The organism is Arthrobacter sp. B0316-5-4 (genome assembly GCF_059090325.1).
In genome coordinates this window covers 600,047-615,201 of record NZ_JBNHFN010000001.1, presented here as the reverse complement: position 1 = coordinate 615,201, position 15,155 = coordinate 600,047, and the positions used below count along the sequence as shown (strand labels likewise).

12 protein-coding genes and 2 tRNA genes are annotated in these 15,155 nt (G+C 63.0%); 12 read left to right on the top strand and 2 right to left on the bottom strand.

All coding sequences use genetic code 11. The features are described 5' to 3' along the window. Window positions 1–27: 27 nt before the first annotated feature. The 7 genes from AC5RU9_RS02870 (at window position 28) to AC5RU9_RS02840 (ending at window position 6,675) form a co-directional block, all read left to right on the top strand. Window positions 28–681: an MOSC domain-containing protein gene (locus AC5RU9_RS02870; protein ID WP_494015233.1), complete on the top strand. Its 654-nt coding sequence runs from the start codon at window positions 28–30 to the stop codon at window positions 679–681. Window positions 682–1,119: 438 nt separating this feature from the next. Beyond that, complete coding sequence (locus AC5RU9_RS02865; protein WP_211712071.1) at window positions 1,120–3,294, top strand: DEAD/DEAH box helicase; 2,175 nt, start codon at window positions 1,120–1,122, stop codon at window positions 3,292–3,294. 166 nt (window positions 3,295–3,460) lie between these two features. After that, window positions 3,461–3,964, top strand: coding sequence for a LysM peptidoglycan-binding domain-containing protein (locus tag AC5RU9_RS02860; protein WP_494015232.1), 504 nt, complete (start codon window positions 3,461–3,463; stop codon window positions 3,962–3,964). A gap of 118 nt (window positions 3,965–4,082) precedes the next feature. Beyond that, window positions 4,083–4,154 (top strand) — tRNA-Thr (locus tag AC5RU9_RS02855). A 61-nt stretch (window positions 4,155–4,215) separates the two neighbouring features. After that, window positions 4,216–4,289, top strand: a tRNA-Met gene (locus AC5RU9_RS02850). A 65-nt stretch (window positions 4,290–4,354) separates the two neighbouring features. Beyond that, entirely contained in the window at window positions 4,355–5,011 is a 657-nt protein-coding gene (locus AC5RU9_RS02845) for an SDR family oxidoreductase (RefSeq protein ID WP_494015231.1), read from the top strand. Between the two features lie 95 nt (window positions 5,012–5,106). Further along, the gene (locus AC5RU9_RS02840) at window positions 5,107–6,675 is read left to right on the top strand and encodes a Na+/H+ antiporter (protein ID WP_494015230.1); all 1,569 of its coding nucleotides are present in this window, start codon (window positions 5,107–5,109) and stop codon (window positions 6,673–6,675) included. Window positions 6,676–6,709: 34 nt separating this feature from the next. Here AC5RU9_RS02840 and AC5RU9_RS02835 read toward each other — a convergent pair whose 3' ends face one another. Further along, entirely contained in the window at window positions 6,710–7,927 is a 1,218-nt protein-coding gene (locus AC5RU9_RS02835; protein WP_494015229.1) for an ROK family protein, read from the bottom strand. 230 nt (window positions 7,928–8,157) lie between these two features. Between AC5RU9_RS02835 and AC5RU9_RS02830 the strand changes: the two genes are divergently transcribed. The 5 genes from AC5RU9_RS02830 (at window position 8,158) to AC5RU9_RS02810 (ending at window position 14,089) form a co-directional block, all read left to right on the top strand. Beyond that, entirely contained in the window at window positions 8,158–9,432 is a 1,275-nt protein-coding gene (locus tag AC5RU9_RS02830; protein ID WP_494015228.1) for an ABC transporter substrate-binding protein, read from the top strand. 22 nt (window positions 9,433–9,454) lie between these two features. Continuing rightward, entirely contained in the window at window positions 9,455–10,369 is a 915-nt protein-coding gene (locus AC5RU9_RS02825; protein ID WP_494015227.1) for a carbohydrate ABC transporter permease, read from the top strand. Further along, window positions 10,369–11,280: a carbohydrate ABC transporter permease gene (locus AC5RU9_RS02820; RefSeq protein WP_494015226.1), complete on the top strand. Its 912-nt coding sequence runs from the start codon at window positions 10,369–10,371 to the stop codon at window positions 11,278–11,280. Before AC5RU9_RS02825 ends, AC5RU9_RS02820 begins: the two co-directional genes overlap by 1 nt. Window positions 11,281–11,358: 78 nt before the next feature. After that, entirely contained in the window at window positions 11,359–13,113 is a 1,755-nt protein-coding gene (locus AC5RU9_RS02815; RefSeq protein WP_494015225.1) for a glycoside hydrolase family 13 protein, read from the top strand. Between the two features lie 16 nt (window positions 13,114–13,129). After that, window positions 13,130–14,089, top strand: a complete 960-nt coding sequence (locus AC5RU9_RS02810) for an aldo/keto reductase (RefSeq protein ID WP_494015224.1) — start codon at window positions 13,130–13,132, stop codon at window positions 14,087–14,089. A 92-nt stretch (window positions 14,090–14,181) separates the two neighbouring features. Here the strand turns inward: AC5RU9_RS02810 and AC5RU9_RS02805 are convergent, their stop codons facing one another. Further along, window positions 14,182–15,111 carry a TauD/TfdA dioxygenase family protein gene (locus AC5RU9_RS02805; protein ID WP_494015223.1) on the bottom strand — a complete coding sequence of 310 codons (930 nt, stop codon included), beginning with the start codon at window positions 15,109–15,111 and terminating at the stop codon, window positions 14,182–14,184. Window positions 15,112–15,155: the final 44 nt, after the last annotated feature.

Below are 15,155 nucleotides of genomic sequence, written 5' to 3'. Positions count from 1 at the left end.
GGCGCGGGCATCCGTACACTGTTGTCCATGAACACCGCATCCCTCCTCGCCGTCTGCCGTGTCCACCAGTTGTTGCCCGATCCCGGCAACGTGGGCGTCACCGCCATCGACAAGCGTCCCGTCGAGGGGCCGGTCAAGGTCCACAAACTGGGGCTCCACGGTGATGTGCAGGCGGACCGGGCCAACCACGGCGGCGAGGACCAGGCACTGTACGCCTATTCGCAGGAGGACGCTGACTATTGGTCAGGGGAGCTGGGTCGGGAGCTCGCGCCAGGCTTCTTCGGCGAGAACCTGCGCGTCACCGGAACCGAAACCACAGGCGCGGTGATCGGCGAACGCTGGAGGATCGGTTTGGACGTGGAGCTGGAAGTGACCTCGCCCCGGGTTCCTTGCGCCACCTTCCAACGCGCGATCGGGGAGCCGCAGTGGGTGAAGAGGTTCACGCAGGCCGGCAGGGTTGGCACGTACCTTAGGGTGATCCGGGCGGGCACCATCTCGGCGGGAGACCACATCCACCGCACGTTCGTTCCGAAGCACGGTATCACCGTGGGCCAGTGGTTCAGCGAACCCACCGCGGAACTCGTCCAGGCCCTCTTGGACGCCGAGGCGGATGGGGAGATCCGGCTCCAGGACGAGTACCACGCGAAGTTCGAAAAGGTCCTGCGCCGCAGCGAGCTCTGAACGCAGCTAGTCGGTCCCTGGACGCAGATTTGCGGTCCTGCCGGACCCGTGGTGAGCCCGCATTCAAGGCCCGACAACGGGAATGTGAACAAGCTCACCGGAATCCGGGTCGCGGGCACCCCGCCCTGTGCCCTACACTTGAAATATCCCCCACTCCGGAAATCCCTTTATCCTGCCCAATTCTTGAGGCAGGACTGGTAAGTGTTGGGGCCCGCAAATGTGTGCGGGCATTTTCATAGGGAGAGCCGGCTAAAGAAAACGCTGTACAGACTGCTGGGATAGCAGCCAAGAGATGCAGCGGGAAGTCCTGCCATGGGATTGCGATAGCGCCGGACTTCTTGCGAATAGCAGGGCACCTTTTCCTGTCTCTTCGCGACGAGTACTGCGGCCAGCCCAACCGGGTCGCGCCGATGCCCTATGGATGAGGAATTTCCCCTTATGACCGAAAATCTCAACGAAAACTTCGACGCCCCGAACGATGAGTCTGCTGAAACAGCCCCCGTTGCTGAAGCAGTAGAGACCGCCGCACCCGCCGAAGCTGAAGCACCGGCTGCTGCCGCTGCCCCCGTCGAGACTGCCGCAGCTGAGGCTGCAGCCCCCGCCTTCACCGAAGCTCCTGCTCCCAAGGCAGACGAGGACGAAGAAGAAGGCGTTCGTTTTGCCGAGCTAGGCATCGACGGCCGCGTTCTGGCCGCCCTGCAGGATGTCGGCTACGAAAAGCCGTCACCCATCCAGGCCGCAACCATCCCGCTGCTCCTTGAGGGCCGCGACGTCGTTGGCCTGGCTCAGACCGGTACCGGCAAGACCGCAGCATTTGCTGTCCCGGCCCTGTCGCGCCTGGCTGAACTTCACGACCTCAACGGCCCGTCCCGCAAGACCCAGGCATTGGTCCTGGCTCCCACGCGTGAACTGGCCCTCCAGGTTGCCGAGGCTTTCACCTCCTACGCCAAGCACATTGACGACTTCACTGTCCTGCCGGTGTACGGTGGCTCGGCCTACGGCCCGCAGCTCGCCGGCCTTCGCCGTGGCGCACAGGTTGTTGTTGGTACCCCCGGCCGCGTAATCGACCACATCGCCAAGGGTTCCCTGGACCTTTCCGAGCTCCAGTACCTCGTCCTTGACGAAGCTGACGAGATGCTGCGCATGGGCTTCGCCGATGACGTTGAGCAGATCTTCCAGCAGACCCCCGAGGACCGCCAGGTTGCACTGTTCTCGGCCACCATGCCGGGCCAGATCCGCCGCATGTCCAAGCAGTACCTGAACAACCCGGCTGAGATCTCGGTGAAGTCCAAGACCACCACCGGCGCCAACACCCGCCAGCGCTACCTGCAGGTCATGGGCCCGCACAAGCTGGACGCACTGACCCGCATCCTTGAGGTTGAGGAATTCGACGGCGTTATCGCCTTCGTGCGGACCAAGATGGCTACCGAGGACCTGGCTGACAAGCTGAAGGCACGGGGCTTCCAGGCTGCCGCCATCAACGGCGACATCCCGCAGCAGCAGCGCGAACGCACTGTTGACGCGCTCAAGGAAGGCCGCATCGACATCCTGGTTGCTACCGACGTCGCAGCCCGTGGTCTTGACGTTGAGCGCATCAGCCACGTCATCAACTACGACATCCCGCACGACACCGAGTCCTACGTCCACCGCATTGGCCGTACCGGCCGTGCAGGCCGTTCCGGTGACGCGATCCTGTTCATGACGCCGCGCGAGAAGTACTTGCTGCGTTCCATCGAGAAGGCCACGCGCCAGCCGGTCGAGCAGATGCACCTGCCCACCGCGGAGACCGTGAACACGCTGCGCCTGGGCAAGTTCGCCGAGCGCATCACCGAGACCCTCGCGTCCGAGGATGTCGCAGCGTTCCGCGACCTCATCTCTTCCTACGAAGAAGAGCACAACGTTCCGGCTGCGGAGATCGCAGCTGCCCTGGCCGTCATGGCCCAGGGTGGTCAGCCCTTGCTGGTCAAGGAACTGCCTGCAGCTCCTGAGTACCAGAAGCGCGAGCGCTCCAAGGACGGCTTCGGTTCCCGTGGCCCGACCCGTGCACTCACCGAGGGCAACGCTACCTACCGGATCGCCGTCGGACGCCGTCAGCGCGTCATGCCGGGCTCGATCGTTGGCGCCATTGCCAACGAGGGTGGCATCTCGTCCGCACAGATCGGTGGCATCGACATCCGCTCGGACCACTCCCTGGTGGAGCTCCCGGCAGACCTGAGCCCCGAGCAGCTGCGCGCACTTTCCCGCACCCGCATCGGCGGCGAGCTGATCAACCTCGAGCTGGACAACGGCCGCAGGCCGAGCAGCGAACGTGGTGGCTACTCCGGCGGGGGACGCGGTGGCTACGGCGACCGTGAAAACCGTGGTGGCGGAAACTTCAAGGGCAACGGCGGCTTCAAGAAGGACTTCCGCAAGTCCGACGGCGAGCGTACCTCCGCTGACCGTGGCGGCCGCTCCTACAGCGACCGCTCTGAGCGCACCGCAGGCAGCTTCGGCGACCGCGATCGCGGCCAGGCCAGCGGATCCCGCTTCGGCGGTCACGGCGACGGCGCACGCAAGCCCCGCAGTGGCGGCGAAGGCGGACACCGCGACTTCAACCGCAAGGGCAAGTGGTAAACACAGCCCGGTGATAAACACCAAGTAGTTCCCGCAGGGGGTCGGCTTTCGAGCCGGCCCCCTGTTGCGTTAACCGCGGGCCCCGGCCCCGGTCGCCAGCCGTGCGGCACGAATTTCGGGGCGGCATTGGGTTACGGGGAACAGCCCGCCGCCGTACTATCGCTTCATGGGACTGCTGGATAACGTGAAGAAAACCCTCGGCATCGGCGACAAGGATCACGGTGAAAAGGATCACAGTGCCTCCGCGACCCCCGTTGCCGCCCCGGACCCCGTTCAAGTAGACCAAACTGCGGCCCGCCAGGCGGCCGAGGATGCAGCCGCCGTCGACGCTGCATCTTCCACCCGGGACGCTGCGGAAGCTGCAGCTGCGCAGGCAACGCACAACCAGGAAGCTGCCGACGTGGCGGGGGCACAGGCGGCCAGGCAGGTGGAAGCAGACATCGACGGCGCCCAACAGGCCCAGGAAGCTCAGGAAGGCGCCCCTGAGGGCTCCGCGGGGCGTTCCTCGGGAGCCCGGAGGGTCACCGAGGTGGTGGTGGAGCCCGGAGACACCATGAGCGGTATCGCGGCCCAGTTCGGCGTGGACCTCGGCGCTCTGATCGCAAGCAACTCCGACACGGTCCCAAACCCCGACCACCTTTACCCTGGGCAGGTGCTCCGCTTGCCTTGATGTTCTCCGTTTGTAGATCAACTCCGGGGCGCCTTTGCAAATTGTGTCGACGCGAATTTTCCGCGTCCTTTCGCCGATTTGTAGCTTCTGAAAACGTCCGGTAGAGTATTTACTCGTTGCCCCCCTAGCTCAGTGGTAGAGCGCGTTCTTGGTAAGAACGAGGTCACCGGATCGATTCCGGTGGGGGGCTCTGAATGAGGGCCTGTGTCAGGGCGGTTTTGACCGGCTTGACACAGGTTTTTCTCATTCGTGGCGGTGTAGCTCAGTTGGTTAGAGCGCACGACTCATAATCGTGAGGTCGGGAGATCGAGCCTCCCCACCGCTACAGAGCAAGACCCCGCAGAATTCACCTGCGGGGTCTTTTTTCGTTTCGTGGGACAGAATGGGTCCATGAGCCGAATCGCAATCATTGGCGGCCACGGCAAAGTGGCCCTGCATCTGTCCAAAATCCTCAGTGGCGAAGGTCACGACGTCACGTCCTTCATCCGGAATCCCGAGCATGTGCCGGATGTCACGGAAACGGGAGCCTCCGCCGAGGTGCTGGATGTGGAGAACTCGACGACGGCGGAACTCGCCCAGGCGCTCACCGGCCACGACGCGGTGGTCTGGTCGGCCGGTGCTGGCGGGGGCAACCCGGACAGGACCTATGCGGTGGACCGGGACGCCGCGATCCGCTCCATGGATGCCGCCGGGCAGGCCGGCGTCTCGCGGTATGTGATGGTTTCCTACCTCGGGGCCGCCAAGGACCACGGCGTGCCCCAGGACAATCCTTTCTTCGCCTACGCGGAGGCCAAGGCTGCCGCCGACGAGTACCTGCGGGGTACTGACTTGGACTGGACCATCCTGGGCCCGGGCGCACTGACGGATGAACCGGCCACGGGTTTGATCGAAACGGACCCTGCCACCCCCGAAGACGGGACCCAAACTTCACGGGCAAACGTGGCCCTGGTGGCTGCTGCGGTCCTGGAACTTCCGGGGACAGCCCATCGGACGATCACCTTCAAAGACGGTACCGAAGACGTGGTGGACGCCCTCACTAAGGACTGACCGGACCTGCCCGGCGGTTACCCCGGGATATGTTTGTAGGGAACTTTCCCGGTGTTGCCGGGGAAGGGCCTTACAACATCTGGGGAAGCAGGGAAATGGATCAGTTGGCGCTCATAATCGGGTTGCTGCTTGCAACGGTGGTGGCTGTGGGCCTTGGCGACCGGCTGCGCCTTCCTTATCCGGTGCTGATGCTGTTGCTCGCTGTGGCCCTGACCTTCATTCCGGGCTTCCCCGAGCTTGAAATCTCGCCGGACCTGATCCTGCCGATCTTCCTTCCGCCGCTGTTGTTTGCCACGGCGCAAAAGAGTTCCTGGGCAGTTTTCCGCGTGCGTTGGCGGACACTGCTGCTGATGGCTGTGGCCCTGGTGGTGGTGTCCACTGCCACGGTGGCCGGCGCCGCGTGGCTGATGATTCCGGGCATCGGGATCCCGGCCGCCATCGCCCTGGGCGCCATGGTGGCGCCTCCGGATCCCGTAGCCGTGGAATCCGTTGCCGGACGCGTTCATATGCCGCGGAGGCTCATCACAGTCCTCCAAAGTGAAGGCCTGTTCAACGATGCCGCAGCAATCGTGATTTTCCAGGCGGCAGTCGCGGCAACGGTCTCAGGCAGTGAGGTAGGGCCGAACGTCATCCTGCAGTTCGTGGTTGGCGCGGCGTTGGCCATCCTCATTGGCATCGCGATGGGCTGGGTGACCAAGGTCATCACCAAGCTGGTCACGTCCATGGTGGCCAGAAGTGCCGTCACACTTGTTGTGCCGTTCGCCGCGTACATCCTTGCGGAAGAGCTGCACGCCTCAGGCGTGGTGGCCGTCGTCGTGACCGCCTTGGAACTGCAGCGCCATACGCGACCCCAGGACGCTGCCGAGCGGATCACCCGGACCGCTTTCTGGGACGTGGTGGAGCTGCTCGCCACGGGGTTGGCCTTTGGCTTGGTTGGCCTCGAGATCCGTCACGTCATACGGGACGAAGGAACAGCCATTTTCGGGATGATCGGCATGGCCGTGGTGATCTGCGTCCTGGTCTTCGTGGTGCGCTTCCTCTGGCTGGGCCTGCTCTCACTGACCGCACGACGACGGCGCAACCTCCTGCCGACGTCCCCCAAGGAAGTACTGATCCTGACGTGGTGCGGTATGCGGGGGCTGGCAACCCTGGCCTTGGCTTTGGCGCTCCCCATGACCTTGCCTGATGGCAGCGATTTCCCGGCCCGACACGAGATCCTGGTGATTGCGTGCGCCGTCCTCCTGGCCACATTGGTCCTTCCCGGGTTGACGCTGCCTTGGCTGATGCGGGTCCTGAAGGCCACCGAGGATGGTTCGCACGAACAGGACGCAGCGCGTGTACTGGCGCGGCGCGCCCAGTCCGCCGCCGTTGCGGCCCTGAAGGACCACGACCTCATGAAGGAATTGCCCGCCGAGAAGGTGGCCCTGATCAAGGAGAAGATGCGTCGGCTCCACGCCGAGCTGTTGGATGGCACCCTGCAGAATGAGACGACTGCCGAGAAGCGCAAGCGCGGGCGGGAATTGTCAATTGCGGTTCAAACGATCGCCCTGGACGCCGCACGCCAGGAAGTGGTCTCAGCACGCAATGAGCCTGGGACTGACCCTGAAGTGGCGGACCGGGTACTGCGGCAACTGGACCTCCGGACCCTGTCGATGCCGGACTAGTCCTGGTCAGGCCTAGGCTTCCCCGCTGGTTTGTTCAACGAAGGTGTTTGTTTAACGAAGCGGGCGAGAGGTCCAATGCATTCTCTTCCACATAGTCCAGTGCGTGACGAACCGCTCCGAGGGACACGATGCCATCCCCGAGGGTGGAGCTGGCCAGGCGCGGGGGAGTGAAGGTGAACTCCGGGAGCTGCTTTTCAATGGCGGGGATCAGGGCGTTGGCGGACGCTGCGACACCTCCCGCTATGACAAACAGTTCAGGATTGACCAGGGTGCTGATCGAGCCGATGACCCGGGCCATTCGGTGTGCCACGCGGTCCAGCGCGCTTTGTGCGGCGGGATCGCCGTCGGCTGCCGCTGTGAAGACCATCCCGGCGGTCAGTGCTGCGGGGTCGCCACCACAGAGTGTTCCAAGGGCCGAGGCGGCGTCGTCCTTGAGGGCTTCGCGTCCCCACAGGGCAGCGTAGTGGGCAATCCCGTACGTGTCGCCAACGCCGTCTACGTTGTCGAGGTAGCCGAGTTCGCCGAAGCCGCCCAGTTGGCCGTGGAGCAGGCGTCCTGACTCGAGGATGCCAGAGCCCAGGCGGTCGCCGGCAAGCATGACCACCAGATTGTCCACTCCTTGGGCTGTTCCCTGCCACCGTTCGGCGAGGGCGGCCAGGTTGGCGTCGTTTTCCAGGAGCACATGCCAGCCATGCCGTTCGGAAACTATCCGGCGGACATCGAAGGAGCGCCAGAATTCCTGGACCGTGAGGACCTCGCCTTGGCGGTTTACCGGGGCAGCAACGCCGACGGATACGGCGAGGACGGAGTCTGCCGTGATACCTGCCTTGAGCATGGCATCTGCCGCGATCCGGTCCAGTACATCGGCGCGTTCATCAGCGGGCACGTTGTAGGTCCGGAAGGGCATGGTGACCTGGGACAGGGGTGTGCCGGCCATGTCCGCCACTATGGCGGTGATCTTGGTGGCGCCGATGTCGATGCCCAGCACGTGGGCTGCGCTGTTGTCGAAGACGAAGCGGCGCGCCGGGCGGCCTTTCACGTAGTCTCCGGCCACCCGTTGATTTTCGAGTTCCTGAAGCCATCCCAGGCGAACCAGTTCGTCGCAGATGGAGATGACGGTGGCGCGCGAAAGTTCGGTGGAGGCCATCAGTTCGGTGCCCGTAACGACTCCTGCGCCACGCATTGCCTTGAGCATGGCGCTGGCGTTGACCCGGCGGACCAGCTGTGTTGACGGAGCGGTACCGGTCAGCATGCTGCTTCCTCGCTTTCCCGACCGCTTGCAGGAACTGAGACAGCGGTCTATCTAAATTTAGTGCATAAATTTAGATACCGACACATTTCCTTCGAAGTCTTGACCGTGTGGTGGCCATCACTCAATACTAGCGATAGGTTATAAATTTATCTCCTATCTAAACTCTTGGACGGGGTAAATGACTCCCCGGATGGTGACGCGGCCGCCGGGGTCCGCAGGATGAAAGGACTATGGTGTCTGCACAATCGACACGCAAGAGACGCCTGGCAGCGATGGGGCTGGGGCTGGCCCTGCTGGCAGGCCTCCTCTCGGGGTGCACGGGTGAACCGGGCAAGGAAACAATCCGGTTTACGTTCAGTAAACGCGAGGCAATCGGCTTCATGAGCAAACTCGTTGCCGACTACAACGCTTCGCAGGACAAGGCAGAAGTTGTCATGGACACGTCCGGCGTCGACGTCGTGTCCGCAAGCTTCGTGCGGGGCAATCCACCGGACATTGCTTTGGCCAACTACAACATGGAATCGTCCCGTTTCGTCCAGCGTGGTGCGCTGAGCGATCTGTCCGGAACCAACGCTGCCTCCCGCATCCGGGAAGACCTCCAACCGCTGATGGACCAGTACGGGAAGTACCCGGACCGTACCAGCGCCCTTCCCTATTCGGTGATGGCCTCCTCCGTGATCTACAACAAGGACATCTTCGCTGCCAACAACATCAGTGTGCCTACGACCTGGAGCCAGCTGATCGCTGCCTGCGAGAAACTGAAAGCCGCTGGAGTGACGCCGTTCTATGCCACGTGGAAGGACGACTGGACGATAGCCCAGGGGTGGTTCGACTACTCCGTTGGGGGCCAAGTGGACACCATCGACTTCTTCAAGAAGCTGGCCGATGAAGGGACGGAAGTCGGTCCGGATTCCCCGGTGTCATTCCAGAAGGACTTCGACCAGCCGGTTGCCAGGATGCTGCAGTTGACCAAGGACTACGTCAACAAAGACGCAGCGAGCAGGGCCTATGGCGACGGAAACCTCGCGTTTTCGCAAGGCAAGGCCGCCATGTACCTGCAGGGGCCGTGGGCCTTCAGCGAACTGGCCAAGACCGCCCCCGACCTCCAACTGGCAACTTTCCCCCTGCCAATGACCGAGAACCCGGAGGACTTGCGCGTCCGCGTCAACGTGGACCTCGCCGCCTGGATTCCTGAGGCATCCAAGCACAAGGACGCTGCACGCGGCTTCCTTGAGTACCTGTACAAGCCGGAAGTGATGGACGCCTACAACAAGTCCCAGCTTGGGTTCACCCCAACCAAGGACTCCGCGGTGGTTCCGGACCCGCGGATCGCGGGCATGGCCGGTTACTACGAGCAGGGAAAGGTGTACCAAGGTCCCTCGGTCTTGGTGCCAAAGACCATCCCCATCATGAACTACACCCAGGCGCTCGTCTTCGGCGCAGGACCTGAATCCACCCTCCGAACCCTCGACGCAGATTGGGCGCGCCTGGCGTTTCGCCAGTAGTGCCGGACCCGGGAGCTAAGAAATGTCCATCCTCACCAACAAAATCACCTCCGGCAGGGACCGTCCCCGGCAACGCAGCAGGCGACCCGTTGAACCTATCTTCTACTTCTTCCTGGTACCCAGCCTTCTCCTGTTCACCCTGGCCATCACCATCCCGGCCATCATTGGTATTTTCTTCAGCTTCACGGATTCCATCGGCATCGGTGATTGGGAATTCGTAGGCCTTACCAATTACCTTGCGATATTTGGTGACCCCGCGATCCTGCAGAGCTACCTTTTCACCTTCGGGTTCTCCCTCGTTACGGTGATCGCAGTCAACGTGGTCGCCTTCCTCCTGGCCGTGGGACTGACATCGCGGATCCGGATGAAGACCGCGCTGCGCACCGTTTTTGTCATCCCCATGGTGGTTTCCGGCATCATCATCGCCTACGTGTTCAACTTCCTGTTCTCCAACTCGCTGCCGGCAGCCGGGGCGGCAGCAGGGATTCCGTGGCTGGAAAGCAGCCTGTTGGCCAACCCGGACCTCGCTTGGATCGCCATTGTCCTGGTCACCGCGTGGCAGGCAGTCCCCGGCGCGCTGCTCATCTATATCGCGGGCCTCGTCGCTGTTCCGGGGGACGTCTACGAGGCTGCGGACATCGACGGCGCCAGCAAGTTCCAGCAGCTGGTGAAGATCACCCTTCCGCTGGTGGCCGGATATGTGGTCATCAACATCATTCTCGGGTTCAAGGGCTTCCTGAACGCCTACGACATCATTGTCGGGCTGACGAACGGCGGCCCGGGAACCTCCACCCGAAGCATCGCAATGACCGTTATCGCCGGCTTCAACGGCGGCGACTACGCCTACCAGATGGCCAACGCAACGATCTTCTTCGTTGTAGCCATCCTGATTTCCCTTGTACAGCTCTCGTTGACCCGCGGACGGAATGCTCTCTGATGACCGAACAAGCCACCATCCAAACTGAAGCCCGGCAAGCCAAGCCAGGTACCGCCGTCGGAAGTTCCCGGCCCGTTGCCAGAGCGAAGCGGGAGCGGGCCAACTGGCCGGGGACCGCCATCCTCCTGCTGTGTGCGGTCACTGTTCTGCTACCCCTGTACGTCACGGTTTCCATGGCTTTCAAGACCCAAGGGCAGGCGGTGGACGGCAACGCCTTCTCGTTCCCGGCACCATTCAGCCTTGACGGCTCCGTCCAGGCCTGGACGTTGACAAACTTCCCCGTGGGCGCCGCCATGTCGCTGCTGGTCACCGCAGGCACGGTGGTGGCTACGATCATCCTGGCCGCCTTCGCTTCGTACGCGATCGTGCGTAACTGGGAGCGCAAACTGTTCCGGTACTCGTTCTTCTACCTGCTGGCGGCCATGTTCATCCCGTTCCCCGTGGTGGCACTGCCGCAGATCCAGCTCACCGGCCGGCTGGGACTGGACAACCCGTTCGGCGTGATCCTGCTCGCCACCATGTTCCAGCTGAGCTTCAGCGTGTTGCTCTTCACCGCATTCCTCAGGTCGATCCCCATGGAGTTGGAAGAGAGCGCCCGGATCGATGGGGCAACGAGATGGCAAACGTTCTGGAAGCTGATCTTCCCGCTTCTGGCCCCGATGAGCGCAACGGTCGGAATCTTTGCCTTCCTCTATGCGTGGAACGACTTCATGATGCCGTCGCTGATCATTTCCGATCCGGGCCTGCAAACCCTCCCGGTGCGGCAAAACCTGTTCCAGACCCAATTCAGCAACAACTACCACGTGTCTTTCGCGTCCTACCTCATGGCCATGGCGCCCGCGATCGTCGCTTATCTCTTCACCCAGAGGTGGGTCATGGCGGGCGTCACCCAGGGCGCAGTCAAGGGCTGAACCACTGTTGACCTTCCCGCGTCCGGCGTTTCATACTGGTCCGGGATCTAAATTTAGAATCTAAATCAAAGGAGTTTCGTGAGCACCCCCACTACGCAGGCACACCGTACCGACGCCGGACGCATGGCTGATCCGAACTGGTGGCGCCAAGCAGCGGTCTACCAGATCTATCCCCGCAGCTTCCACGACGCGAACGGGGACGGGCTGGGAGACATCAAGGGCATCACAGCCAAGGTCCCGTACCTGAAGGAACTGGGAATCGATGCGGTCTGGCTCAGCCCGTTCTATCCTTCGGCCCTTGCCGACGGCGGCTACGACGTGGATGACTACCGCAACGTGGACCCCAAGCTGGGGACGCTGGAAGACTTCGACGAGATGGCCGCAGCCCTGCACGCCGCTGGGATCAAGATCGTGGTGGACATCGTGCCCAACCACTCTTCTGACCGCCACGAATGGTTCAAGGAGGCGCTGGCATCCCCGAAGGGCTCAGCCGCCCGCGAGCGCTACATTTTCCGTGACGGCAAGGGCGAAAACGGTGAGCTTCCTCCGTCGGACTGGGATTCCGTCTTTGGCGGGCCCATCTGGGAGCGCATCACCGAACCGGACGGCACGCCTGGCCAGTGGTACCTGCACATCTTCGCCAAGGAGCAGCCGGACTTCAACTGGGAGAACCCGGAGATCCGCGAGGACTTCCTGAAGACCCTCCGCTTCTGGTCCGACCGCGGCGTGGACGGTTTCCGTATCGATGTTGCCCACGGCATGGCCAAGGACCTTTCCGAGCCGCTGCCCATGAAGGCCGACCTCGAGGCCAAGGCACATGGAACTGATGGCTTCACCGACGGATCGCACCCCTTCTGGGACCGCGACGAGGTGCACGAGGTTTACGCAGAGTGGCGCAAGCTTTTCAACGAGTACAACCCGCCGCGGACTGCTGTTGCCGAAGCCTGGGTCCACGAGTCACGCCGTGCCCGTTACGCCAGCCCGGAGGGACTCGGGCAGGCGTTCAACTTTGACCTGCTGCAGTCCGACTTCGACGCCGCATCCTTCAAGAAGATCATCACGGACAACCTGGTTGCCGCCAAGGAATCCGGAGCGTCCTCCACCTGGGTCTTCTCCAACCACGACGTCGTTCGCCACGCCACCCGCTATGGGCTGCCGAAGGGCGGTTCGGTGGCACAGGGAACCAATGCAGCGCAGGACATCACCGGTGGCGAACCCAAGGGCCAGGACGGCAAAGGATGGCTGCTTGCCGGCGCACCCGCTGAGGAGCTCGACGTCGAACTTGGCTTGCGTCGCGCCCGCGCCGCTACGCTCTTGTTGCTCGCGCTTCCGGGCTCCGCGTACCTGTACCAGGGTGAAGAGCTGGGCTTGCGCGAAGTGACGGAGATTCCCGATTCCGAGCGTCAGGACCCGTCGTTCTTCCGCAACCCGGGAGTGGAAATCGGCCGCGATGGATGCCGTGTTCCGTTGCCGTGGACAGCGGAGGGCCCGTCGTTTGGGTTCGGCTCCGGCGGCGCACACCTCCCGCAGCCTGCGTGGTTTGCGGAGTACGCAGTCGCCAAGCAGGACGGCGTCGAAGGTTCCACGCTTGAGCTGTACCGGAAGGCGCTGCACCTGCGGAGCGAACTCCAGGCCGATGAGGAACTTGAATGGGTGGAGACCGGCAACCCGGACGTGCTGCACTTCAGCCGTCCCGGCGGGTGGCACACGCTGACCAACTTCGGCAGTGAGCCCGTTGACCTGCCGGAGGGCGAGGTGGTGGTCTCCAGCGGACCATTGGAAGAGGGCAAACTGCCTTCCGACACCACCGCCTGGGTTGTCAGCAAGGCGTAGGCGGAGTACTGACGCTATGGCATTTGCGAACGGGCGGGGACGCCTCATCTACGGCTGCATGGGACTTGGCGGTCCATGGGACGGCACGTCCTACGGAGCGACGGAAATCGATCAGGCCGCTGCGGTGATTGACGCCGCACGCGGGATTGGCGTTGAGCTGTTCGATCATGCGGACATCTACCGCAGCGGCAAGTCCGAGGCCGTCTTTGGCGAGGTCCTCGCCCGTTCGCAGGGTCTGCGCGGGAACGTCAAGTTGCAGACCAAGTGCGGGATCAGGCTGGGGGAGCGCGGGTTGGATACGCACTACGACCTCAGCCGGGAAGCCATCCTTGAACGGGTCAACGGGAGCCTGAAACGGCTCCAAACGGATTACGTGGACCTGTTGCTCCTGCACCGGCCCGATCCCCTGATGGACCCGCATGAGGTGGCGGCCGCCGTCGGGCAGTTGATGGCCGAAGGCAAGGTACGGCAGCTGGGGGTGTCCAACATGTCCGGCGCCCAGATCGCATTCCTCCAAGACCAGTTGGAGACACCCATCGTGGCGAACCAGTTGGAAATGAGCCTGCTCCGGCGGGACTGGGTGGAGAGCACCGTGTTGGTCAACCATGCGGAGGGCGCGGGTTACAGCTTCCCGCACGGGACCGTGGAGTACTGCACGGCCCACGGGGTGGAGCTTCAGGCTTACGGGTCCATGGCCCAGGGCCGGTACACCGGAGCCAAGTCCGGCGAACTCTCAGCTGCGGAGTCGGCCACCGCGGCAATGCTGGAACAGCTGGCGGAGGCTCAGGGGTCCACGCCGGAAGCTGTGCTGCTGGGTTGGCTCATGAAGCACCCGGCAGGTATCTCGCCCGTCGTGGGCACAACCAACGTCGCACGGATCACGGCGTGCGCCGACGCCGCAATTGTCGCGAAGAACATGACACGTGCCCAGTGGTACGGCCTGTGGGTCGCAGCGCGGGGAAACAACATCCCTTAAACCCAACTGAGTCGCAGTTGTGCGCGTTATGAGAGCTGAAAACGCGCTTAACTGCGACTCAGTTGGGTCAGGACAGCAACACATGCGACCCCCTACGAGGTCGTCACGGGTGCCACCACGGAGTACGTGCTGGAGTCACCCTGGATCGCCTGGCTGGGCTTTCCATCGATGCTGACCGGGATGTCCCCGGCGATGGTCACACGGTTGAGCTTGCGCGGCTGGCCGTCGTAGTTGTCCGGGGCGTAGTGCTGGGTAATGCGGTTGTCGAACAGGACCACCTGGTTAGGCTCCCAGTTCACGCGGACCACGTTCTCCGGACGGGTCACATACGCCTGGAGGAGGCGGATGATGTCCTTGGACTCGGTGTTGGACAGGCCCACGATCCGCAGCCGCTGCGCGAAGCCCCCAATGAACAATCCGCGCTCGCCGGTCAGGGGATGGACGCGGACCACGGGGTGCGCGGTCTCGAACTTCAGCCGCGTGAACTCCTTGCGACGTTCCTCGGCGTTGGAGTGCTCCAGGTTCTTTGGCACCGAGTAGTCGTAGTCGTTCGTGTGGATGGCCCACAGGGTTTCCGCAAAGTTGCGCAGCTCCTCCGGGAGGTCCCGGTAGGCGCCGGCCGAGGACGCGATCAGGGTCTCCCCACCGTAGGCCGGAAGGTCGATGCTGCGCAGCGTGGATGCCTGCGGCGGATTGACCACGAACGTGACGTCCGTGTGCCAGTTGTTGGCTGAGCCGTTTTCGCTGTCAACGGGCAGGACGTTCTCCTCCCCTTCCACCGAGGCAACGGTCGGGTGAGCCTTGGTGAGTGGCCCGAAATGCGAAGCGAACTTCACCTGGGCCTCGTCGGTGAGGATGTTTGCTTCGCGGAACACCAATGCCTTGTGTTCGTTGAGTGCTGCCCTGATCTGCGCAACGGTTTCCTGGCTCAGGTCTCCGCTGATGTCCAGCCCACGGATTTCGGCGCCGATGCGGGAGCCGAGCTTGGCGAACTCGAGTTTGGTTTCGGTAATGACGGTCATTTGTTTTCCTTCTTTCAGTGATTTCAGTGATTTCAGTGATGGGT

Coding starts and splice junctions, on each gene's coding strand:
- AC5RU9_RS02870 (WP_494015233.1), top strand. CDS start 28: ATGAACACCGCATCCCTCCTCGCCGTCTGCCGTGTCCACCAGTTGTTG.
- AC5RU9_RS02865 (WP_211712071.1), top strand. CDS start 1,120: ATGACCGAAAATCTCAACGAAAACTTCGACGCCCCGAACGATGAGTCT.
- AC5RU9_RS02860 (WP_494015232.1), top strand. CDS start 3,461: ATGGGACTGCTGGATAACGTGAAGAAAACCCTCGGCATCGGCGACAAG.
- AC5RU9_RS02845 (WP_494015231.1), top strand. CDS start 4,355: ATGAGCCGAATCGCAATCATTGGCGGCCACGGCAAAGTGGCCCTGCAT.
- AC5RU9_RS02840 (WP_494015230.1), top strand. CDS start 5,107: ATGGATCAGTTGGCGCTCATAATCGGGTTGCTGCTTGCAACGGTGGTG.
- AC5RU9_RS02835 (WP_494015229.1), bottom strand. CDS start 7,927: ATGCTGACCGGTACCGCTCCGTCAACACAGCTGGTCCGCCGGGTCAAC.
- AC5RU9_RS02830 (WP_494015228.1), top strand. CDS start 8,158: ATGGTGTCTGCACAATCGACACGCAAGAGACGCCTGGCAGCGATGGGG.
- AC5RU9_RS02825 (WP_494015227.1), top strand. CDS start 9,455: ATGTCCATCCTCACCAACAAAATCACCTCCGGCAGGGACCGTCCCCGG.
- AC5RU9_RS02820 (WP_494015226.1), top strand. CDS start 10,369: ATGACCGAACAAGCCACCATCCAAACTGAAGCCCGGCAAGCCAAGCCA.
- AC5RU9_RS02810 (WP_494015224.1), top strand. CDS start 13,130: ATGGCATTTGCGAACGGGCGGGGACGCCTCATCTACGGCTGCATGGGA.
- AC5RU9_RS02805 (WP_494015223.1), bottom strand. CDS start 15,111: ATGACCGTCATTACCGAAACCAAACTCGAGTTCGCCAAGCTCGGCTCC.